Here is a 23,843-nt window from a genome sequence, read left to right on the forward strand (position 1 = left end):
GTCCAATATTCCCCACTGCTGCCTCCCGTAGGAGTCTGGGCCGTGTCTCAGTCCCAGTGTGACTGGTCATCCTCTCAGACCAGTTAAAGATCGTCGCCTTGGTAGGCCTTTACCCTACCAACTAGCTAATCTTACGCAGGCTCATCTAATAGCGGAAGGCTCCGAAAAGTCCCCTCCTTTCCCCCTTAGGGCGTATGCGGTATTAGCATGCGTTTCCACATGTTGTCCCCCTCTACTAGGTAGATTCCTACGCGTTACTCACCCGTCCGCCGCTCGTCAGCAGGAGCAAGCTCCCCTGTTACCGCTCGACTTGCATGTGTTAAGCCTGCCGCCAGCGTTCAATCTGAGCCATGATCAAACTCTTCAGTTAAAAAGTTTGCTTACTCAAAATCTATTACACTAACAATAACTTAATCATTCCATCGTCCCGAAGAACAACAAAACAACATAAAGCGAATTGACGTGTTAGACGTTTCGCAAGACTTCAATTTTTTTGATCATCTCGAATCAGTTAAAAACTGATCCGGACAATCTTCTGAAGCCTCCAGCGAGCGCCCACACAAATTATCTGATTATCTATTTTAAAGAGCGGGCTGACTTGAATACTTAACCAGATCTTAATCTAGTTAGTTGAACTTGGTCTTCGTTGCTCTGAAGCCTTGTCCGTGTCAGCGAGGGCGTATATTAAGGATCTACAGATTTTGTGCAACCCTTTTTTGAGTTTTTTTATCATTTTGTCATATTTATTTGCTTCGCCCTCAAAAACTGATTAAGTAGCGATCAAAAGACACAAAAAAGGCCATTATTCGTACAAATAATGACCTTTCGATTTCAAATCTCTCTCTATTTCATTATGAATTAGTAGAAAGCTCTCGACGACGTTTTACCTCATACAGAATCGCCAACAAAATAGTGATAGAAATCATCACCAGACCTAATGCATTTACCGCTGGTGTTAAGCCCGTTCTCACTTTAGATGCTATATAGACAGTCAGCGTTGTGTCGTAACCTTTAACGAATAAGGTTGTGTTGTAGTTTTCAAACGATTGCAAGAAGGCAATTGCTGCCGCTGAGATAATAGCTGGCTTTAAATAAGGCAACAAAATTCTGCGAAATGCTTGCCATTGTGTCGCCCCCAAGCTTAACGCTGCATTTTCTAGTGTCCGATCAAAACGTTGTAATCGAGCCAATACCATCAGCATGACATAAGCAGCAATAAAGGTGGTTTGCGCAACAACCGTTAAAAACACACCACCACTTACAGACAAGCCTTTCCAAAAGATCAGCGTTGAAATACCTACGATCACACCAGGTGTTAATAGCGGTGACATCATCAAAGTATAAATAAAGGTTTTCCCCTTACCTTGCACAGTCGATAAAAACAAAGCACAGCAAATACCAATTGGCACGGCAATCACCAACACACCAGCCGCAACCAAGACGCTTGTCCATAAGGCAGTCCACATGGCGCCATCTTGAGCAAGCGCCTCAAACCATTTAAGCGTTGCTCCTTTCCACGGTGAAACGGTAGGAAAACGGCTGTCGTTAAAAGTCGCCAGTCCCATAATAATAAGCGGTGTAAATAGATAGACAAAAAACACACCAATATAGAAGCGCACGGCAAAGCGCATAATAGTTTCAGATTTCATTTTGCAATGTCCCCCAAACCTACTTTAAAAACGCGCATTACCAGGGCGATAAAGCCAATACAGATAATTAGCAACAAGAAGGCATATGCCGCGCCTTGGTTCCAATCTCCGCCCTCAAAAAACCAGTTGTAAATAATCTGTGTAAACCAACGACTACCTGGCGATCCTAATAACGCAGGAACAGCATAACTCCCAGCTGCCAACATGAAGGTCATAATACAACCTGTCGCAATACCCGGTTTAGCATGGGGAATAACTACACGCCAATGTGTCCGAATCCAACCCGCTCCCAAGTTACGCGCGGCTTTAATCTGGTTGGCATCCAAACTTTCAATGGCGTTATAAATAGGAAAGATCATAAATAAGATATAGGCGTAAACCATACCAATCAGCACACCACCATCACCCGATAAGAATCGAATGGGGCGGTCAATGATTCCAAGGCCTAATAGCAAAGCATTTAGCGGCCCTTTATAGGCGAGAATGATATACCAAGAAAACGTACGTAAAATTTCATTAATCCAGAAAGGAATAATCAATAACAACAAACATAACGCAGCTTTTTGAGGCGTGGCAACTTTGGCAAGATAAAAAGCAATCGGATAACTTACCACTAGCGTCAACGACGTCACCAACACACTAGACCAGATGGTTTTGAAGAAAATGGCCAAATGTATTTTATTACTAAACAAGGTCTCATAATTCATTAAGGAATACGTATCATTTGGCCCACCAATATCGGCAGGTAATAGATTCGGACGAAATGAGTAATCCACCATTAATATCTGTGGCAAAATGACCAAGCCAATCAGCCAAATGGCGATCATACCTATAATGCCAACTGCCAAGCTGCTACCAAATCTCGATTTTAGCTGACTAAACATGGCCGCCTCCGGCAATCACAATGGCATCCTGTTGATTATAAGAAAGACTAACCGGCGCGCCTTTTTTCAACGACTCAGAAAACTGATGTGTACCAAGCTGAATAGACAAAGGTAAGTTAGCAGGCGTATTGGCATTAAGAGTCAAATACGCGCCCTCAAAATTCACTTCATCAATAGTAGCTCGCAGAGTATGCATTCCGTCCTCTGCTTGTAATCTGAAGTGTTCAGGACGTATAAAAAGTGTGGCATCCGTCCCAATAGCTATATTGCCTTGCGAACGCCCTGTCAACTTACCAAGTGGCCCACAATCTAAAACGACAAGACCAGAATTGGCTTCGATTACTTTTCCTGGTACACCATTGTTTTCTCCAACAAACGAGGCGACAAACGCAGTATGAGGATCACGGTATAAGGTAATAGGATCGGCTACTTGTTGAATTCGTCCTGCAGACATAACCGCTACTCGATCAGACATGGTTAGCGCTTCGCCTTGATCATGGGTAATGTAGATAAAGGTAATGCCTGTTTTTCGTTGAATCGCTTTTAATTCAGTGCGCATATGTTGTCGTAGCTTTAAGTCCAACGCGGACAATGGCTCATCCAATAGCAAAACTTGTGGTTCAACAGCCAAGGCACGGGCAATGGCAATACGTTGCTTTTGTCCGCCAGATAACTCAGATACTTTCTTATTGCCACTACCTTCCAAAGCCACCAGCTCAAGCAATCGATCTGATGCTTTTTTGCGCTCACTTTTCGAAACACCGCGAACCTCTAAGCCAAATTCAATATTTTCGGCGACTGTCATTAAAGGAAAAAGTGCGAGGTTTTGAAAAATCATCGATGTAGGACGTTTATTCGCTGGCACGCCACGCATGCTCTTACCGCCAATTTTAATATCACCCTGTGTCGGATCTATAAAGCCACTTATCATGTTGAGGATTGTGGTTTTGCCACAACCAGAAGGCCCTAAAAAGCTAAAAAATTCGCCAGATTTTATTGTTAAGTCAGTTTGTTGTATGGCGGTAAACTCACCAAATTGCATAATGGTATTATCTAGATGAACACTACTATCCATATTTCTCTCGCTGATTGATTTTCTAACACAATCGTCTCGATACAAAAAAGCCCCTCGTAAGAATCACAAGGGGCTTTCGAGGTTTATGCAGACAAGTAACGGTCTTGGTATTCGTTACGTAATGCTACGTACCATGGTTCTTGGATTGGCCACCACCAAAGATTGGCAAGATCTTGTTTACTGTAAGAGTCTTGGAAAAACTGCTTAGTTTCCGCTGGCAATAGAGCATCGGCACCTTTCGCCGTGGAGTTGTATCCTGTCGCTTTGACGAACATAGCGCCCGCTTCTGGCGTGTAATACCAATTAATGAATTCATATACCGAATCCACATTATTCGCATTCTTTGGAATAACAAATCCTTCCATCCAAGCCAACGCACCTTCTTTTGGTGCGCCATAGGCAATAGGTTCCCCTTCGGATTGCAGTTTAAACGCGGTGCTGTCCCAAGTTTGACCTATGATAGCGCCATTAGTCCGGAAGGCACCTTGCGCTTCATTTTCTGTAGACCAGAACTGAGCAATCGCACCTTTATGTTCAACCGCAGTTTTCAGAATAACATCGAAATTCGCACGCATGGCTTTTTCGGTTTTATAGGAATCTAGCAATGGATAAGGAAGCTTACCCGCTTTTTCTAACCACAGACCAATACCAACAAGAGCTGAGTGGCCTCGAACCGTTACGCCACCAGAGTTTTCAGGTAACCAAAGATCGCCGTAGCTTAGCTCTTTACTGATTTTTGCATCATTCTTATTGTAAGCAATCGCTTCCGTACCCCAATCCGATGGTGCAAAATAACGCTTACCTTTTACAATCCCACCAACATCTGATCCTGACAGCGCGCTTTCTAAACAACCACTCCATTTAATTCTTTTAACATCAAGAGGCTGTACAAGCTCGTAGTCGACATAACCTGGTACGCGGTCAACAGTCGGCATAATAATATCGAAGCCCGTTCCATCTGTAGCACGTAGAGAGTTCATCAACTCATCGTTGGTGCCATATGGCGTAAACGTAGCATTAATGCCCGTTTTGGCTTTAAAATCCGCTAGCATTTCATCGGTAATGTAACCAGCCCACGCATAAATACGTAGCTCTTTATTAGCGGCAATGGCTTTATTAATGGAAAACGGGGTAGCGGCAACAGCACCTGCGATAGAGGCGCCTTTCACGAATTGGCGACGGGAAAGGGTCATTCTTGAGCTCCTTTATATTTTTATATAATTAATTGCTATTTCATGAGAAAAGCGGCTTAACAGCCAAAACACTCTTTTATTAAACGCTCGTTTAATATCCGTTTAAATCTAATACAAAATAATGACGAAAAAGTGACCATGGAAGGTTTTTTTTCCAATTAGACAGGATTCATTCCAATCAAGACGCAATTAGTCATTAACAAGTCGTTTTCAGATACATTAAGACTTTCTATGCTTCATCTGTTTCATATACCCCACACAATCTCAGTCATATTTTTGTCACATACTCATATTAAGGTAGTCGCATTCATCGATTTATGTAAATTAAAGTAGGCTCTGAATTGAAAATTTCCCATGTGACGCGCACCACTACCGTAAGTTATTTCATTATTGCCGCCATGTTGGTCGCGCTACTTCTTTGGAGTTTGATGAAATTTCGCAGCGCTTTTGAGCAAAGTGATACCTACACTCAAGTTTGGGAATATGCCTCTATCGACTTAAAGCAGCAAATTGAAGGCTATTTATCATCAGGTGAAGCGTCCGCACTGCAAACAGCGCAAGAGTTTATTGATAAAAAAATTCGCCCCGCACTTAGTTCACTTCCCAATACCATTAAAGACCCAATAAATGGACAATTAATTGAAATAGAAAAAAGTCTTCAATCTGATGTGAGAGCCGCTGGCAAGCTATCCGGAAACCCTTATGCATTGATTGAAAATAATGAAAGACAAACTTTGTTATCACTGGACACTCTAGCTGATAAAGTTGCTTTATTTCAATCACACCATGACCTACAGTCCGCAGCGATTTACTTAGCAAGCCAAGCATTGTTATACGCAGACCTTGCTCATGTGAGTGATGCAAAAGACAATTACCTAGCAAAAAGCACGCCTGAGAATAAGCAGCGCTTAGTTCAATCCATTGAAGTCTTTAAATCTCATATTGCTGATTTCGGTAAGCTTCCCATACTAGAATTAGACGAAAAACAAGACACAGAGTCTGCTAACGATTTATCGTCATTAATGGGGTGGGCAAGCGATTCAGAGAGCTCAACGGAAGTGGTTGATCCTCTTGAAGAAACCAAAAGTGAGCTGCACACTTGGTCAAGTCGCTATTTAAAAGACGTTGATTCTAGCCTAATTAATATCCAACAAGCGGTTACCGCCCAAAATAAGATTCGCTCACTTATCAATCAACTTGAAGAGATTTTAAAGGCTGGTACTGAAGACATTCAAAAAAGCGCTCAGGCCACTCAAGAACAAACTTTAGTCGCATTTTCTATCTTCGTCATTTTGATGATTTTAACTACTATCTCAGTACATATTTTTCAAAATAAGGTCGTGGTAAAAAGCGCTCTAGACTTATACACAGCGGTAAAAGATTTAGTCGAGCACCAAAACATCAACACCCTAAAAGTCGGCAAGAATAAAAACGAACTATCAGACGTAGCCCATTACTTAAACCGCTACTTGGAACAAATTGCTGTACAACGGCAACAACGAGATACCGAGTTAAGCAATATCTCAATCTCACTCAATGAGATGCTGAATGCCTTTGGACAAGTACACGAACTGAGCTCGGCTTCTAGACACGAACTGGACGACACACTGAACATGTCGAACCAAGTCGAAACGCTAGCGAGTAAAGCAGAAGTACGCGCTCAAGAAGTAGCAAATTATGCCTCTGAAACCAATACCGCTATGTCACACAGCGTGAATCAGGCAGCATCTCTGGCACTTGCTAACCAAACTACGGTTGAGCGACTTAATAGCAGTAAAAAGGCATTAACCAGCTTAAGCTCATCCGTTTCGAGCGCCTCCTCTATTGTTGGCGGCATCAGAGATATCTCAGAACAAACTAACTTACTTGCACTCAATGCCGCTATTGAAGCAGCACGAGCAGGTGAACATGGTCGAGGCTTTGCGGTAGTCGCCTCGGAAGTACGAAGCTTATCAACCAGAACCCAGCAATCCCTAGAGGAGATCACGAAGATATTTTCACAACTCACATCAGCAACTAATAAACTCACTCAGAATATAGATTTGATTGAAACGGCCTCAATTGAACAAATTGATTTGACCCACGCTCTTGGTCAATCGGCACAAAATATCTTGGAAAAATCTAAGCAATCTAGTCATTTAGCGAAAAAAGCAACCGGCTATGCTGCTGAACAGAAACTCGGTATGAACAAGTTAAACACCGCCGTCGTCAAAGTAAGAGAGCAAGCCAATGAATCGGAAGAATTTATGTCGGCCGTAACAAAGAACATCAAGCAAAAAATCCAAGACATTACGACAACCTTGGGTATTAGCTAACGCCCAAGGCCAACTGATCACCCAAAATGAAGAAGTCACAGATACAAAAAATCCAGCCGTAGCTGGATTTTTTAACAGTAAGAACCTATAGAAAGAGCTTAAAACAAAACGCGCGCTTTAATAGTTCCTTCCACTTCTCTCACTTTCTCAAGCGCCAATTCGCCCTCTTCTGCATCCACATCCATTACCATATAGCCAAGTTTCTCCGTGGTACGAAGGTACTGGCCTGTAATGTTAATGTTGTTTTCAGAAAAGATCGCGTTGATCTTAGAAAGCACACCAGGACGGTTTTCATGAATGTGAAGAATACGGTGGTTATCAGCTTGTGCAGGCAATGCTACTTCTGGGAAATTAACCGCCGCAGTAGTAGTACCAACATCAGAATATTTAATAAGCTTCTCAGCCACTTCAATACCGATGTTTTCTTGCGCTTCCATTGTGCTACCGCCGATATGAGGCGTTAGAATCACATTGTCTAAACCACGTAGTGGTGATACGAATTCTTCATCGTTGCCTTTAGGCTCAACAGGGAATACGTCAACAGCTGCGCCACCTAGATTTCCAGACTTGATCGCCTCAGCCACTGCATCAAGATCAGCAACTGTTCCGCGTGAAGCATTGATGAAGATAGCACCTTTCTTAATTTGAGAAACTTCTTTCGCACCAATCATCATCTTAGTGGAATTGGTTTCTGGCACATGCAAGCTGATAATATCACTGGTAGATAGCAATTCTTTCAGGCTCTTAATTTGACGCGCATTGCCCAATGGTAATTTGGTGACGATATCGTAAAAACACACTTCCATGCCTAACGATTCAGCTAAAACACTCAATTGAGTACCAATGCTGCCATAACCAATAATACCTAAACGCTTACCACGAGTTTCGAAAGAGCCCGCAGCAGACTTAATCCAACCACCACGATGACATGCCGCGTTTTTCGCAGGAATGCCTCGAAGCAATAGAATCAACTGACCAAGAACCAACTCGGCAACACTACGAGTATTTGAGTATGGCGCGTTGAAGACAACAATACCTTTCTCACTTGCCGCATCGAGATCTACTTGGTTTGTCCCAATACAAAAACAACCAATGGCCGCAAGTTTGTTAGCATGTTCTAAAACATTCGCAGTTAACTGAGTACGAGATCGAATACCAATGAAATGTGCTTCCGAGATTTTCTCAATCAGCTCATCTTCTGCTAATGCAGTTTTGTGGTATTCAATGTTGGTATAGCCTGCGTCATGCAATGCATCCAATGCAGATTGATGAACGCCTTCTAATAACAAGATTTTGATTTTGTCTTTGTCTAGTGAGTTATTACTCATGGCTCGTTCGACTTCTCTTTAGTGGTGGGGGAAATGTGTGCTTATATGTTACCACAGAACATTCTGTGTCGTATTCAAGATACAAGAATGTCTTTCATTATGATAAGAGCAAAACTCATACAAGGTTTGCTGCAAATAAACTCTAGAAACATTCAAAATCACAGTACGTGGCTCACTGTACTCGCTATAAACTCGCTGTATTCTATATAAAAAAGAGGCTTCTCAGCCTCTTTTTTATATTATCAACTTGCCTTACGTCGTAAAAAAACGCCTGTTTCCACGTGATGGGTATAAGGAAATTGATCAAACATCGCATATCGAACCACTTCATGGGTGTTCGATAAGGCTTCTAAATTCGCTTTCAACGTTTCAGGATTACAAGAAATATATAGAATAGAATCTATCTTGCGAATCAATTCAACCGTCGCATCATCTAAACCTGCTCGTGGTGGGTCCACTAACACAACCGAAGGAGTAAGTTCGCTAACTCCAGCTTGAACCAAGCTCTTAGGTAACTCTACGTCGCCATTCAAAGCCGCAGACACATCTTCACTGGCCATTTTTACCACTTGAACATTGTGCATACCATTAATAGCAATGTTAAGCTGAGCAGAGTTTACTGACACTTTGGAAATTTCGGTTGCTACCACTCGATCAAAACGACGAGCTAGCGGAATAGAAAAGTTACCATTACCACAATACATTTCTAGCAAATCGCCAGATGCTTCTTTAGTCACATCCAACGCCCATTCCAACATTTTTTCACTGATGCCAGCATTAGGCTGCGTGAAGCTATTTTCAACTTGTTGATAATGGAACTTTTGACCATTAACCGTTAGCGTCTCCATTACAAAATCGCGAGTGATAATTTGTTTTTTCTTACGGCTACGACCAATAAAATGACAAGCAGGAAAGGCGTCGTTTAACTGCTGGACAGCAGCATTCCATTCAGCATCAATTGGTTTATGGTAAAGCAAACTAATCAAGGCTTCACCAGTAGTCGTCGTTAAAAAATCCACCTGAAAGAGCTTGTAACGTAAAACGGGGACATCGCGAACTGCATCAAGCAGTTTTGGCATTAACTCATTTATCAGTCTCGACGCAGCCAGAAATTGATCAGTACGAATCGGCGTTCTAGGGTCTGCAGAATCAAACATCGCATAATATAAATCATCGCCATCATGCCAAATCCGAAATTCAGCTCGCATACGGTAATGAATCGGCTGACTTGCAAATACTTCCATCTCAGGCAATGACAAAGTCGCCATTAATTTGGCTAATTCAGCTTGCTTATCTTGCAGCTGCTTTTCATACATTTCTGGTTGGATTTGATCCGGTCTCATGGCTGATTCTCTTGGAGGCAATAGATACTTATAGAGCGCGGCATTATACGAGTTCCCCGTATACAAATCTAATCGCTTAGGCAAAAACAAATAAATAGAAGAGCTTATTAACGCAAACTCTTAACGCAGGTACTCAGGTCCAAGCAAAATGGCTAAAGACAAGGTAAGAGAAAACTTACCATCATAGTTATCCTCTGCTTCGTGGGTAAACTGAGGCTTAATTTGGCCAATTAGCCAATCTTTATAAAGCAGACGCTCATATTGAACATTGTATAAAAAGCTGTCTGACCCAAGAGAATGCTCTCCTGACTGCAGAAAACTCAATTGATACCCTAGACGGTTTTTTTCATCCAATCGATGCTGGATCGAGAAGTTTTCACGGGCATAAAATAACCCTTCTCTATCAAGCCAAGTCACGCCAAAATCTGTACCGAAATTTAATCTAGGGCTCACCGCGTAGCCTAATCCAACGCCATAACGAGCACCAATACCTTTGGAGTAATAAGCAAAGGCCTCTTGATTCTGCCACCAGCTCCATTGATCGGTAACTTCACCTTGCTTAAGGCGCAAGCGCAAAAAGGGATCAAGTGGAAAATCCACTCTTATACCTGCATCAATATCTAATCCTATATCGTCTTTTATATAACGTACGGCGGCCGAAATATTCGATTTCAAAGCAGAGTCAACCACCCCTTTTTGCTGAGATGATTCACCTCTCAAGCTCTCAGGAGCCAAAGAATCAGGCTCAGACTCAACAACTAAACGTAGTCGATCTTGAGTATTCGGCAATTTAAGCCGTGTACGAAAATCAAAAAAACCGGACCGATCACTGCCACTTAATACAGAACCAAATCGTATCTCAGCATAACTATCTGAAGGTTTGCTACTTTGTTCACCCGATAGAAAGGAATCTATATTCGTCGACCAATTACCAATCGTCTTTGAAATAGTTTCATGGGAACTCAACCACCAAGGAACTTCATCTCTCTCTGCTTGTTGACTAGCTTTTGCTTGAGTGTCGATATCTCTCGTTTCTTCTGCAGAAAGAGCGAACAAGGGCCAAGAAGTTACTAAGCAAAACGCAGTAATATAACCCTTGCTCCATGGCATACTTTAGTTGCCTTTCAGCATTTGTTGGATCATTAAAGAAGAGTTCTCAGCAGCAACTTTAAGGTATTCTTCAAAGCTTTGAGGGGATTCTTTACCTGCAATATCCGACAAAGAACGTACCACAACAAATGGCGTTCCAAATTTAAAACACACTTGAGCAACGGCTGCAGCTTCCATCTCAACAGCAACTAACTCGGGGAAAAGCGCTCGCACAGCTTCCACTCGAACAGGATCATTCATAAAGCTATCGCCCGTTCCAATCAATCCCACTTTTGCTTGTACTTGAGTGACTTTTTGTAAGGCTGCTTTAGCTTCAGCGACTAACGTTTCATCTGCAGCGTAAGTAGCGGGCATATTTGGAACTTGTCCCATTAGATAACCAAATCCGGTCACATCCACATCATGATGCACCACTTGATCGGATATCACCACATCGCCAACCTGTAACTCTGGATCAAAACCGCCCGCAGAACCAATGTTAATCACATATTCAGGCTCAAACTGAGATAACAACAAAGTAGTCGATACAGCTGCATTTACTTTACCAATTCCGGATTTAAGCAAAACAACGTCTTTACCTTCAAAACGCCCAACAAAAAAATCACAACCAGCAATAGTCTGTTCACGGACATCTGTCATCCATGCTTTGATAACAGCTACTTCTTCGTCCATGGCTCCAATTAATCCAATTACACTCATTCATTGCTCCTCAGGTTTGTATTCTGTTGTATAACATTTTGTGTAAATAACCGTATTTGATCACCAGAATAAGGCAATGTCATACTAAAAAATGACACATTATCCGGCATTTCAGACCACTTTTGCACCGAAAAAAAACGAACTTTCGGAAAAGCGGCCTGAATTGATAACAAAAGAGCTCGAGGTTGGGGCTCTAGTAATACGATAACAGCATCAGGGTGGTATGACAGCACTACGCGATAATTAGATAAATCTACCAACCACTGTGTCGCCACCTCATACTTTTCTAATTCGACATACCAAATTGCTTTTGTGATTCGACTGCCACCAATCATCACCCAAGATAATGCCTGCTCATGTGAATGAGTGGGGATAACGCCCTCCAACTCACAGGCTTTGACTAGCACTTGATGTAAATTGTAGTCGAAAGAACATCCTTGCAAAGTAAAAACATCTGGATCCACCTCCGACAGCAAGGTGCTATTAAGCCAAACGATAGGAAGCTCATCACGATTGTATTTAAGTTTAAGGGCTCGGGTCATATCTGCTTGTGCTTCAACGTCTTTATCACAACCAATTAAGACCGCATCAAATTTCAACACTGCACTGGATTGAGTAAAAAAGCTATCAGTTGAGACATATTCCTCCACCAGCAATCCAAGTCTAACTAAAGCCGCTTTGATAATATTGGGATTGGGGTAATCATTTGCGACCCAAGCCACAACCTGGTTCGGTCTTAACGGTTTGACTATCGGCTGATATTTCAACTCTTCCATGATCAAATTAATCTGCAAAGCATTATTTTGTAAGGTCTTTTGCTGCCCTCCAAGAGGTGCAAGTAACATTTTAATCATCCAGTAAAAAAGAGGCCTGAATGCCATATCATTCATCGCAATCATTTCAAGCTCTGCGCCATTGAAGCGAACAGTCAATCGACGTTCAGCCATATCATTCGACATTACCATCATGAGTAAAACACGAATCAGTCCTCTGAAACTTGCATCCACCGCAATGCTTTTTGCACCTACTTCGACAGAACAGTCCAACAGCGCCCTATTAGCCTCTACCCCCATTGCAGCCATAACTCGAGCACTTTCCTGACAAAAGATTTCTCCTATGGGCAAATAAGATACCTTACTGTCTAAGGTACTAATGTCATCTAATACAGATATTAATAACGCAAGCCAGCCCTGAAGATGTTTACTATCAATATAACCTGGCAGTGAAGAAAGATACGTCAACTCACTCAATATAGCGTCAGTATCTACTTTCTTTTGCTGCGCAGACGACAATGGCTGCAACTGCTCCAGTTGCCACATTAAACTAATTTCTTGAGTAACATTTCGCCCTACTAATAATAAGCCGCGGTAATTACTCTCGTTTTTAAAGGAATGAACTTGCCATTGATATATTCGACCTAAACTACTGTCTGTTAACTCAAAGGCAACACCAACTTCGCCCTTTAACGCTTCTTGAATCGATTGATGACAAGAAATAGGCATAAAATCAAAAAGCGTTCGCGCTTTATCAGCGTCAGGAAAAAGCAGCTTTGCTTCCGAATTGATTAACTCAACTTCCGCCACTTCGGTACAGAAAATAATGGCACTGTGTATCGATTCTGCAAGAAGCTTAAACCTATGCTCTTTGGACTCTATAAAGGCTTTATATTGATTGCTTTGCAACTGTATAGGCTGTAGCTCAGTATATGGCAATAGACCTTCCTCATGACGATAAACAATCGATTCAAGAGGTTGGAAAATAAGTGTTTTAACTTGGCGAAATAGCAGCAAACAAAAGCTAAATAAAACAAACCCAATCCCAGCAATCAAAGGCAATGCATTAGTTAAGATCGTAGAAGAAAATATACGTTTTTGGATAATATCTAATTGCAAATCTGCCTGAATAGGCGATACCAGTGGCAAGCGAGACTGTAATGTTTCTCCAGACAGATCTACACCAACTTTATGCTCTTCAAGCAAGACACGATTATGCTCTTTATCATAAACCCGCACAGCACTGACTTGGGCGCTCTCAAGTAACTCATTAGCTAAAGTTAAGTTATCGTTTAATGAAATAAAGCCATATAAAAAACCAATATTTTCTTGATCTGGCGAAAGCAGTTTCTTTTTAAACATCAGCAAAATGGAATCATCTGTTGTCACTATAGACGTCCATCGATTAATAAACCCTTCTCCCAATACTGACTGTAGATCCACTTTGGTAAATAGACGCGCTCTAGGATCCATCGAATACTTGCCATTTGCCCATTCAATATAGAAAAAATCCAACCCGCCAAAAAACAACACTTCGTGGTGGCTGAACAACAAATCCAATTCACGTCCAGCCGCATAATTACTCAATGAAAGATCCTGACCAATAAATTTCATTTCATCTTCAGCACGAGCCAAATAGCCATTAAAAGCTTGTTCAACAACACGATGCTTTAGTGCTAGGTTTTTTTCAGCGGCGGTTTGATTTAATGCTTCAATAAAATATAAAGACATAAAAGTCACAACTAAAAAAGCCACACAAGCTAATATAAGCACCTTGGAGCGTAATCGATGCTGCAAACTAACCGTTACTCCTGCCATAGTTCCACCGAATAATGATGAGCTTGCTGTACCATCAAGCGTAGACTTTCTGAATCTAACTCTGCGGGCACAAGCATAGAGTTAGCAACATAAAGGGTGGGCATATTTCTTCCTTCAAGATCCAACTTAATCGCTTCTGCTATCGCAATAGAAAGATCATCCTTCATAAAAAGCACACTCGCTTTTACTTTTCGACTCTCTAAATCTGCAATACCACTCGAAGATCCCCCCCATGCATTAGTCTGAATTTGCGTATCAAAACCTTCGGCTTGTAATGCTTCAATCACGCCTTCAGAAATATTCTGCGAGCAGCTAAAAATGAAGTCCGGTGAATTTTCTTTTAATATAATTCGAGCTGCTTCAAATGCACTACGCCTATCATCCGATACAGCCCTAATCCGACTGATATGGCGCTTATACTTCGCCATCTCATCAAGAAATAAATCACAACGCATATGCCCCAAATAGCCTGTCGGCAAAACCAATGCAGAAATCTTTGTCTCTTCAGGTAACTGGCGTTCAAGATAACTAGCAAGCATAGTCGTTGCCTTTTTTTGATCAAAACCAACGTACATTAATGGTGGATGATTCATCCAATGGGTCAATGGTGAGGCAAAGTCGTACAAAATAACTTTTGGCTTGCCTGAGTATAAAAAACGCTCCAAAAATCGGCGTTGAACAGAGCCCAATTTGGTCATAATAATATAATCTGGCTGAGCATTAGCCATCTTAAAATAAGATGTTAAATCACCATTAGACTCAAAACCGTCCATATAAGTATCTAGGCGATAATCAATATTTAGTTCACGCATTCGCTTTCTAAATGTTACTAAGATGGATCTATTTTCGAGGGAATTCATATCACCAAATAATAACAAAGCAATACGTACAGCCCGCTTTTGAGACACTCGTATTGGATTAGGAGGAGAATTAACTATCGTAGTGAACTGCTCAGCCAAAGGGCCTTGTCTTGGCGTCGACAGATAAAAATCTTGACTGTCCATAAGATCAAGCGCCATGTTGGCGGCTTGCACAGTGAAAGCAAGGCTCCCTAGCACAACCCATATAACAAAAGAATGTAGTCTTCGCATTACCGAACCCGATGAAACATCATAGAAAAAATCATTCTAACCAAGTTAACGAACTTTGGTGATAACAGGAACAAGAAAATACGCTTCAGTATGATAAATGTGCGCTGAATAGGCTTATATAACGAAGAAAATGGCCTGCAGTCCGTTTTAAAAACGGCTGATATAAAAAAGACAAAAAAAAGCTGACATAAAGTCAGCTTTTTTTAAATTTGGTGCGGAAGGAGAGACTCGAACTCTCACGCCGTGAAGCACTGGAACCTAAATCCAGCGTGTCTACCAATTCCACCACTCCCGCAAGGAATGGCGAGCATTATAGGTAATTGAATTTTCCGGTCAATAGTTTTTTTTGCTTTTTTATAAAAAAAACTAAAATATTTTTCTTTAACCTATATCTACCCACCATTTTTTAAGCCTTATTCTTTTCAAAGCAAGGCTTAAAAAACGCGACCACCAGAATATTCACCGCGCTCGTAACGAACAGCCATCTCTTCAAGATCCATAGTATGAATACGAGAAGCCTGGCCTGCAGAACCGAAAGCTTCATAACGATCAATACAAACCGCCTTCATCGCTTTGATACTTTCGGTTAAGTATTTACGTGGATCAAAGTTACCTTTGTGTTCAGCCAAGCTGCGACGAATAGCACCTGTTGCTGCCAAGCGTAAATCTGTATCAATGTTCACTTTACGAACACCGTAACGGATCGCCTTAACGATCTCATCAATCGGCACACCGTAAGTTTCAGGAATGTCGCCACCAAATTCATTGATAATAGACAACCAATCCTGTGGAACAGAAGAAGAGCCGTGCAACACAATATGTGTATTTGGTAATAATTCTACGATTTTCGCAATACGCTCAATATCAAGAATGTCACCTGTTGGTGGACGAGTAAACTTATATGCACCGTGGCTAGTACCAATCGCCACAGCTAATGCGTCAATACCGGTTGCATTAACAAAGTCTACCGCTTCTTGTGGATCAGTTAGCATTTGATCATGAGAAAGTGTGCCTTCTGCACCAACGCCGTCTTCTTCACCAGCTTGACCAGTTTCTAAAGAACCCAACACCCCCAACTCGCCTTCTACTGATACGCCACATGCGTGTGCGAATTCAACAGTACGACGAGTCACATCAACGTTGTAGTCATAGCTAGCCGGTGTTTTACCATCGGCCATCAAAGATCCATCCATCATGACCGACGAAAAACCAAGCTGAATAGAACGCTGACAGATAGCTGGAGACGTACCATGGTCCTGATGCATCACAACAGGAATATGCGGGTAATCTTCAATTGCAGCGGCAATCAAGTGACGTAGGAAGTGAGAACCAGCATATTTGCGAGCACCAGCTGACGCTTGCATGATTACTGGAGAGTTTACTTCGTGAGCAGCTTCCATAATCGCCTTAACTTGCTCCATGTTATTCACGTTGAAGGCTGGCAAACCATAGCTGTGTTCTGCTGCATGATCGAGCAGTTGACGCATACTAATTAAAGGCATAAAAGATTTCCTCTGACAATTTGTCTTATATTGTATTTATAACGAACAGAGTTATGGTGTTAGTTAACTCTATAATCTTGTAATCATGACGTTGCTTATCGCAGGCCATGTGGCTTACGCCTTATCGTTATTGTCATACCCGACTAGCGCCGAGTAGGTCACTCTCTAGTTTTGTTTTTCGACAACACCGTTTTCAGCACAAATCAGCTTCTAACGGTATTAACGAAATAGGCTTTTCGCCTTTTTATTACTTATAAAGTGCTTTAGAACGATCTTTGTCATTCTTTGATACTAATTTTGCGCGCGTGACTCCAACATCGCAACCGCTGGTAACACTTTTCCTTCAACAAATTCAAGGAACGCCCCACCACCAGTCGAAATATAAGAGACTTGGTCCGCAATATCATATTTATCAACGGCCGCTAATGTGTCACCACCGCCGGCAATTGAAAAGCCTTTGCTGTTCGCAATGGCCATCGCAAGCGCTTTAGTTCCGCCACCAAACTGGTCAAATTCAAAAACACCCACTGGACCATTCCAAATAATCGTCTGAGACTCTTCAAGCAAAGCCGCGAACGCAGCCGCCGCTTTAGGCCCGATATCCAAAATCATATCATCAGGTCCAACATCTGCTGCATCTTTTACTGTCGCCACAGCATCTGGCGCGAACGCGGTAGCTACAACAACGTCTTCAGGTAATGGGATACTAGTTTTTGCCATCAAAGCTTTGGCCTGAGGAATCAAATCTTCTTCGTACAACGACTTGCCCACAGGAAAACCAGCAGCAGCCAAGAAAGTATTGGCTATACCACCACCCACTATCAACTGATCAACTTTATCAGACAAAGATTCTAAAACAGTCAACTTAGTCGATACCTTTGAACCACCAACAATGGCCGCCATTGGACGAGCGGGTTTCGCCAAAGCTTTTTCTAATGCTTCAAGCTCAGCTGACAATAATGGGCCAGCGCAAGCGATTGGTGCAAATTTCGCGACACCGTGAGTAGACGCTTGGGCACGGTGAGCTGTACCAAATGCATCCATCACGAACACATCGCACAAAGCCGCCATTTTCTTAGACAAAGCTTCATCATCTTTTTTCTCGCCAAGGTTAAAACGTACGTTTTCAACCAAAACAAGCTGACCAGATTCAACTTCAACACCATCCAGCCAATCTTTTACTAACGGTACATCTTGTCCTAACAAACCAGCAATATGTGTCGCAACCGGTTGAAGCGAGTATTCTTCTTCGTACTGACCTTCTGTTGGACGACCAAGGTGAGACATCACCATGACTTTCGCACCTGCTTCTAACGCCATCTTAATGGTTGGCAAAGCAGCACGAATACGTGCGTCACTGGTTACTTTGCCGTCTTTTACTGGCACGTTTAGATCTTCTCGAATTAACACACGTTTATTCGCCAGATCTACATCTTTCATATTAATTACGGTCATGTACGATGTCCTCGTTATTTAACATTCGGGTGAATCAATCCAATTTTGATTGCTTAATCACACCAGCCCAATACTTAGCCACATCCAACATACGGTTAGCGTAGCCCCATTCATTATCAAACCAACACAATAACTTCACCATTCGCTGATCAATTACTTGAGTTTGCGTACTATCGATAATCACTGAACGCGGGTCATGATTAAAATCCACCGAAGCATGTGCTTCTTTGGTAAAGCCCATTAATCCTGCGTATTTCGAGTTAGCCGCTTGTTCTAACTGCGAATTGATTTGCTCGGCAGTAACATCTCGCTCTGTACGTAAAACGAAATCAATTAAAGAAACATTTAATGTTGGCACACGCACTGCGTTACAACCCATTTTTCCGTCAAGTTCTGGCATCATCCGTGTAATACCTCTCGCTAATCCCGTATCGACAGGAATAATCGAACTCAAAGCAGCACGCGTTAGACGTAGGTCTTTCGTGTGATAGCCATCAATCACTGGCTGATCATTCATCGCCGAATGAATTGTCTGTGTCATACCATGAACAACGCCTGAAAACTGCTTAACGATGTCCAAAACTGGAATCAAACAATTAGTCGTACAAGATGCAGCTGAAACGATATTGTGATTCGCCTGAATATCATGATGATTAAAACCATAGACAATCGTCGCATCAACATCTGCTGCAGCCGGCTGAGAAAGCAACAATCGCGGCACACCAGCATTCAGGTAAGCTTGAGCGCCTTCTCGCCCAGAAAAACTACCAGAGCACTCGAGCACCATATCTAATTCAAGAGATGCCCAATCAAGTTCATCGGGTGTCGCAGAAGAAAAACATAAAATAGCATCATCGCCGATAAGCAATGCATTGCCCTGAGTCGAAACAGGCAGAGGAAAGCGACCATGAGTCGTGTCATAGCGCGTAAGATAACTGATTGTCTCAAGATCAGACAATTCATTAATAGCAACCACTTGAATGTGATCACGGTAGCCGTTTTCATAAAGCGCTCGTAATACCGAACGCCCAATACGACCATAACCATTGATAGCGACTCGCAACATATTCCTACTACTTCATCGCAAAGAAAGTGACCTGAAAACCATCACCCTCTACCTTAATAAAGGGAAAAAGAGGCATACATGCGTACACCTCTTTTCTTATCAAGCAACGAGATTACGCGGCTAGAATTTTCTCAGCTGTCGCAACCACATTATCGACCGTAAAGCCGAAGTATTTTAGAAGATCGCCACCAGGAGCAGACTCACCGAAAGTCGTCATACCCACCATAGCGCCTTCAAAACCAACGTACTTGTACCAGTAATCAGTATGAGCCGCTTCGATAGCAACACGCTTAGTCACATTGCTTGGCAATACAGACTCTTTGTAAGCAGCATCTTGTGCATCAAATGTATTTGTTGATGGCATAGATACCACACGAACGTTCTTACCTTTCGCCGTTAGTGCGTCAGCAGACTCCATTGCTAGACCAACTTCAGAGCCAGTCGCAATCAAGATAAGATCTGGCGTACCAGCACAGTCCTTAAGGATATAAGCGCCTTTAGCAACATTGGCCAATTGCTCGGCATCACGTGATTGTGCTGGCAAACCTTGACGAGAGAAAACCAATGACGTTGGACCATCACGGCGTTCGATACCTGCCTTCCAAGCAACAGCAGTTTCTGCTGCATCACATGGGCGCCACACAGACATGTTTGGTGTCATACGCAAGTTAGCCAATTGCTCAACTGGTTGGTGAGTTGGGCCATCTTCGCCCTGACCAATAGAGTCATGAGTGTAAACAAATAGGTTCTGAATACCCATCAGCGCTGACATACGAACCGCATTACGCGCGTATTCCATAAACATCATGAAGGTCGCACCGTAGTTAATAAAACCACCATGCAAAGAAGCACCGTTCATAATGCCGCTCATACCAAATTCACGAACGCCGTAGTATATGTAGTTACCCGCTGGATCGTCTTGAATACCTTTAGAACCAGACCATAGCGTCAAGTTAGAACCAGCAAGGTCCGCAGAACCACCTAGCAACTCTGGCAGCATAGCGCCAAAGAAACCAATCGTATTTTGAGACGCTTTACGGCTAGCGATGTTTTCACCTTTGTCTTGGCACTCTTGAATGAAAGCTTGTGTTTTCGCTTCAAAATCGGCAGGCAATTCACCTTTAATGACGCGACGCTCAAATTCTGCAGCCAATTCAGGGTAAGCCGCTTTATACGCTTCAAACTGAGAATTCCACTGAGTTTCACGAGCAGCACCCGCTTCTTTAGCATCCCAGCCAGAGTAAACATCAGCAGGAATTTCAAAAGGAGCATAAGGCCAACCTAGGAATTCACGGGCCGCAGCAATTTCCGCATCACCAAGCGGTGCACCGTGACAGTCATGGCTACCAGATTTATTAGGAGAACCAAAACCGATAATAGTTTTACAGCAAATTAGTGTTGGCTTGGTCGTTTCTGCTTTTGCCGCTTCGATAGCCGCTTTAATGGCTTCTGGATCGTGCCCATCAACATCAGCAATAACATGCCAACCATATGCTTCAAAGCGTTGTGGCGTATTATCGGTAAACCAGCCTTCAACATGACCGTCAATAGAGATGCCGTTGTCATCCCAGAAAGCAACCAACTTACCTAAGCCTAACGTGCCTGCTAGTGATGCAGCTTCATGAGAAATACCTTCCATCAAGCAGCCATCGCCAAGGAAGCAATAAGTGTTATGATCAACGATGTTATGACCTTCACGGTTAAACTGTGCCGCCAACGTTTTCTCGGCAATTGCCATACCTACCGCATTACTGATACCTGCTCCCAATGGCCCCGTTGTGGTTTCTACGCCATCGGTATAACCGTATTCTGGGTGTCCTGGAGTTTTGGAATGAAGCTGACGGAATTGTTTTAACTCTTCGATAGGCAAATTATACCCAGATAAATGCAACAGTGAGTAAATCAACATCGAACCATGGCCGTTAGATAACACAAAGCGGTCGCGATCAACCCATTTTGAATTATTTGGGTTGTGCTTTAGGAAATCATTCCATAGTACTTCCGCAATATCCGCCATACCCATAGGTGCACCTGGATGACCTGAGTTGGCTTTTTGTACGGCATCCATACTTAATGCACGTATGGCGTTAGCAAGTTGTTTACGAGACGGCATGGTTATTCCACTCCTGATAGCTTAACGAACAAAATAGAAGAAACATTCTCTACAGGATAGAGCCACCTTGCAATGCTGGCACCACCGTGACACCCAAACATTGGGCAAAGAAAATGAAAATACATAAAAATCTGCACCATCGTAACAAAAAAATCGTCCTTTGCCTCATTAAAATCCACAGATCGGGTTGATATTTAAACAGCTCTAGTCCATTATTCTTGCCACTAACAGCGTCGATTTGTTTCGGCTTGCGGACGCTATATAAATTCAGCTAAACAGAAGCAGTATCACCTGTTTAGCTTTTTTGAAATATAAACATTGCTAAGCGGGTTTTTTATACCTATTTAGCGCTTATCCATCATTTTTGATAGAGGCACTAAACATGTCAGAATATTCTTTATTTACTTCAGAATCTGTTTCTGAAGGTCACCCAGATAAAATCGCGGACCAAGTTTCCGACGCTATCCTTGATGCCATTTTGGCAGAAGACCCAGAAGCACGTGTTGCCTGCGAAACCCTAGTAAAAACGGGTATGGTTCTAGTTGCAGGTGAAGTTCGTACTAACGCATGGGTCGACATTGAAGAAATCGCTCGTGGCGTTATCCGTGAAATTGGCTACAACAGCTCAGACATGGGTTTCGACTGGGAATCTTGTGCTGTTATGAACGCTATTGGTAAGCAATCTGCTGATATCGCAGTAGGCGTGGACGAAGCTGGCGAGCACGAACAAGGCGCTGGCGACCAAGGTTTGATGTTTGGTTTTGCCACTAATGAAACTGACGTGTTAATGCCTGCACCAATCACTTACGCGCATCGTTTGGTTCAGCGCCAAGCGGAAGTACGCAAAAACGGCACGCTCGATTTTCTTCGCCCTGATGCGAAAAGCCAAGTTACCTTCCGTTACGACGAAAATGGTAAACCATGCGCGATCGATGCTGTTGTGCTTTCGACACAACACAGTGCGTCCATTAAACAAGCCGATCTTCGTGAAGCTGTCATGGAAGAGATCATCAAACCTGTTCTTCCTGCTGAGTGGTTATCCAAAGAAACCAAATATTTCATTAACCCAACAGGCCAATTCATCATTGGTGGTCCAGTTGGAGATTGTGGCCTAACAGGTCGTAAAATCATCGTTGATACTTACGGCGGTATGGCACGCCACGGTGGTGGTGCTTTCTCTGGTAAAGATCCATCCAAGGTTGACCGTTCTGCTGCATACGCTGGTCGTTATGTAGCGAAAAACATCGTTGCTGCAGGTCTTGCAGATAAGTGTGAGATCCAAATCTCTTACGCAATCGGTGTGGCAGAGCCAACATCCATCAGTATCAATACTTTTGGTACGGGTAAAGTAAGCGACGCAGTAATTTCTCAATTGGTTCGTGAGCACTTTGAGTTGCGTCCAGCAGGCTTGATTAAGATGCTAGATCTAAAACGCCCAATTTACCTACCAACAGCGGCTTACGGCCACTTTGGTCGTGAAGGCGAAAACTTCACTTGGGAAAAAACAGACAAAGCCGACGCGCTACGTAAAGCCGCAGGTTTATAATTTTCTGATTTTCCGTTATAAAAGCCTTCTTCTGCCTTATTCTTTTATTAGATAAGATCTGCAGAAGAAGGTTTTTTTTATTTCTATCTTTATTACACTCGAAAACATAAGGCAAAGCATGCGTATTCCACGAATTTTTATCGACTCCGAACTCAATGAGAATACGACTATTCCCCTTCCTGACTCTGCCTTTCAGCATCTCTGCAAAGTACTGCGCTTAAAGTCAGACCACCCTATTCGCGTGTTTAATGGCCAAGAATTTAATGGTAAAAGCGGTCAATTTAACGCAACCCTGTGCGATGTCGAAAAACGCTCTGCTAATATTCACGTAGCAGACTTCGAAGCACTAGATAATGAATCCCCAATCCAAGTCACTATTGGACAAACTTTATCTCGTGGCGAACGAATGGATTACGCCATTCAAAAATCCGTTGAAGCTGGCGTGTTTGCTATTCAGCCACTTTTTAGTGAACGTTGTGAAGTAAAACTACAAGACGGCCGCGCAGAAAAACGCCAACAGCATTGGCAGCAAATAGCGATTAGTGCCGCTGAGCAATGTGGTCGAGGCGTCGTTCCAATAGTCTATCCTCCTATGGGGTTAAGCGAGTGGGTTGCCAATTGTAACGAAATGTTAAAACTTACACTCCACCATCACAGTGCAAAACCGATTCGACAATATGAAAAACCTGCTAACAATCAGGTTGCTTTATTGATTGGCCCAGAAGGTGGTCTGACCGAAAAAGAAGTGCAACTCTCTGAAAAATCAGGATTTAATGCAATCACTTTAGGTCCTAGAGTATTAAGAACAGAAACCGCACCTATTGTTGCGCTCAGTGTAATTAATGCTCTATGGGGTGATATCTAACCTATTCTTTGATAAAGC

Annotated in this window: 17 protein-coding genes, 1 tRNA gene and 1 rRNA gene; 3 read left to right on the top strand and 16 right to left on the bottom strand. The window is 42.6% G+C overall.

The features are described from left to right. The 5 genes from B6N13_RS06640 to B6N13_RS06660 form a co-directional block, all read right to left on the bottom strand. A 16S ribosomal RNA gene (locus tag B6N13_RS06640) occupies positions 1-370 on the bottom strand; the annotation flags it as partial. A 481-nt stretch (positions 371-851) separates the two neighbouring features. Then, the gene (locus B6N13_RS06645; protein WP_012071965.1) at positions 852-1,649 is read right to left on the bottom strand and encodes an ABC transporter permease; all 798 of its coding nucleotides are present in this window, start codon (positions 1,647-1,649) and stop codon (positions 852-854) included. Continuing rightward, positions 1,646-2,533 carry an ABC transporter permease gene (locus B6N13_RS06650; RefSeq protein ID WP_012071966.1) on the bottom strand — a complete coding sequence of 296 codons (888 nt, stop codon included), beginning with the start codon at positions 2,531-2,533 and terminating at the stop codon, positions 1,646-1,648. Before B6N13_RS06650 ends, B6N13_RS06645 begins: the two co-directional genes overlap by 4 nt. After that, on the bottom strand, positions 2,526-3,608 hold the full coding sequence (locus B6N13_RS06655) for an ABC transporter ATP-binding protein (RefSeq protein ID WP_012071967.1): 1,083 nt from the start codon (positions 3,606-3,608) through the stop codon (positions 2,526-2,528). The genes B6N13_RS06650 and B6N13_RS06655 overlap by 8 nt, the downstream gene beginning before the upstream one ends. Before the next feature lie 83 nt (positions 3,609-3,691). Beyond that, a complete protein-coding gene (locus tag B6N13_RS06660) occupies positions 3,692-4,801 on the bottom strand; it encodes an extracellular solute-binding protein (RefSeq protein ID WP_012071968.1) in 1,110 nt (369 codons plus the stop codon). 341 nt (positions 4,802-5,142) lie between these two features. On the opposite strand from B6N13_RS06660, the gene B6N13_RS06665 reads away from it, so the two are divergent. After that, complete coding sequence (locus B6N13_RS06665) at positions 5,143-7,116, top strand: methyl-accepting chemotaxis protein (protein ID WP_248280256.1); 1,974 nt, start codon at positions 5,143-5,145, stop codon at positions 7,114-7,116. A 98-nt stretch (positions 7,117-7,214) separates the two neighbouring features. Here B6N13_RS06665 and serA read toward each other — a convergent pair whose 3' ends face one another. From serA to tkt, 11 genes are all read right to left on the bottom strand, one after another. Continuing rightward, positions 7,215-8,444, bottom strand: coding sequence for a phosphoglycerate dehydrogenase (gene serA, locus B6N13_RS06670; protein WP_012071970.1), 1,230 nt, complete (start codon positions 8,442-8,444; stop codon positions 7,215-7,217). Positions 8,445-8,686: 242 nt separating this feature from the next. Continuing rightward, a complete protein-coding gene (gene trmA, locus B6N13_RS06675) occupies positions 8,687-9,787 on the bottom strand; it encodes a tRNA (uridine(54)-C5)-methyltransferase TrmA (RefSeq protein WP_169458920.1) in 1,101 nt (366 codons plus the stop codon). Between the two features lie 120 nt (positions 9,788-9,907). Continuing rightward, entirely contained in the window at positions 9,908-10,897 is a 990-nt protein-coding gene (locus tag B6N13_RS06680; RefSeq protein WP_012071972.1) for a hypothetical protein, read from the bottom strand. 3 nt (positions 10,898-10,900) lie between these two features. Further along, positions 10,901-11,596 carry a 5'-methylthioadenosine/S-adenosylhomocysteine nucleosidase gene (gene mtnN, locus B6N13_RS06685; RefSeq protein ID WP_012071973.1) on the bottom strand — a complete coding sequence of 232 codons (696 nt, stop codon included), beginning with the start codon at positions 11,594-11,596 and terminating at the stop codon, positions 10,901-10,903. Then, positions 11,593-14,187: a hypothetical protein gene (locus B6N13_RS06690; RefSeq protein WP_169458921.1), complete on the bottom strand. Its 2,595-nt coding sequence runs from the start codon at positions 14,185-14,187 to the stop codon at positions 11,593-11,595. Before B6N13_RS06690 ends, mtnN begins: the two co-directional genes overlap by 4 nt. Continuing rightward, positions 14,175-15,278: an autoinducer 2-binding periplasmic protein LuxP gene (locus B6N13_RS06695; protein WP_012071975.1), complete on the bottom strand. Its 1,104-nt coding sequence runs from the start codon at positions 15,276-15,278 to the stop codon at positions 14,175-14,177. Before B6N13_RS06695 ends, B6N13_RS06690 begins: the two co-directional genes overlap by 13 nt. A gap of 210 nt (positions 15,279-15,488) precedes the next feature. Continuing rightward, positions 15,489-15,573 (bottom strand) — tRNA-Leu (locus tag B6N13_RS06700). Positions 15,574-15,712: 139 nt separating this feature from the next. Then, the gene (fba, locus tag B6N13_RS06705; RefSeq protein ID WP_012071976.1) at positions 15,713-16,780 is read right to left on the bottom strand and encodes a class II fructose-bisphosphate aldolase; all 1,068 of its coding nucleotides are present in this window, start codon (positions 16,778-16,780) and stop codon (positions 15,713-15,715) included. A gap of 291 nt (positions 16,781-17,071) precedes the next feature. Beyond that, positions 17,072-18,235 (bottom strand): phosphoglycerate kinase, encoded by a 1,164-nt coding sequence (locus B6N13_RS06710; protein WP_012071977.1) that lies wholly within the window; start codon positions 18,233-18,235, stop codon positions 17,072-17,074. Between the two features lie 34 nt (positions 18,236-18,269). After that, on the bottom strand, positions 18,270-19,301 hold the full coding sequence (locus tag B6N13_RS06715; RefSeq protein ID WP_012071978.1) for a glyceraldehyde 3-phosphate dehydrogenase NAD-binding domain-containing protein: 1,032 nt from the start codon (positions 19,299-19,301) through the stop codon (positions 18,270-18,272). 112 nt (positions 19,302-19,413) lie between these two features. Beyond that, positions 19,414-21,414, bottom strand: a complete 2,001-nt coding sequence (tkt, locus tag B6N13_RS06720; RefSeq protein WP_012071979.1) for a transketolase — start codon at positions 21,412-21,414, stop codon at positions 19,414-19,416. A gap of 382 nt (positions 21,415-21,796) precedes the next feature. On the opposite strand from tkt, the gene metK reads away from it, so the two are divergent. Both metK and B6N13_RS06730 read left to right on the top strand, forming a co-directional pair. Continuing rightward, entirely contained in the window at positions 21,797-22,960 is a 1,164-nt protein-coding gene (gene metK, locus B6N13_RS06725) for a methionine adenosyltransferase (RefSeq protein WP_100636282.1), read from the top strand. Between the two features lie 118 nt (positions 22,961-23,078). Next, on the top strand, positions 23,079-23,825 hold the full coding sequence (locus tag B6N13_RS06730) for a 16S rRNA (uracil(1498)-N(3))-methyltransferase (protein ID WP_169458922.1): 747 nt from the start codon (positions 23,079-23,081) through the stop codon (positions 23,823-23,825). Positions 23,826-23,843: the final 18 nt, after the last annotated feature.

The sequence above is a fragment of the Marinomonas sp. UCMA 3892 genome (assembly GCF_012726345.1).
Classification (GTDB): Bacteria; Pseudomonadota; Gammaproteobacteria; order Pseudomonadales; family Marinomonadaceae; genus Marinomonas.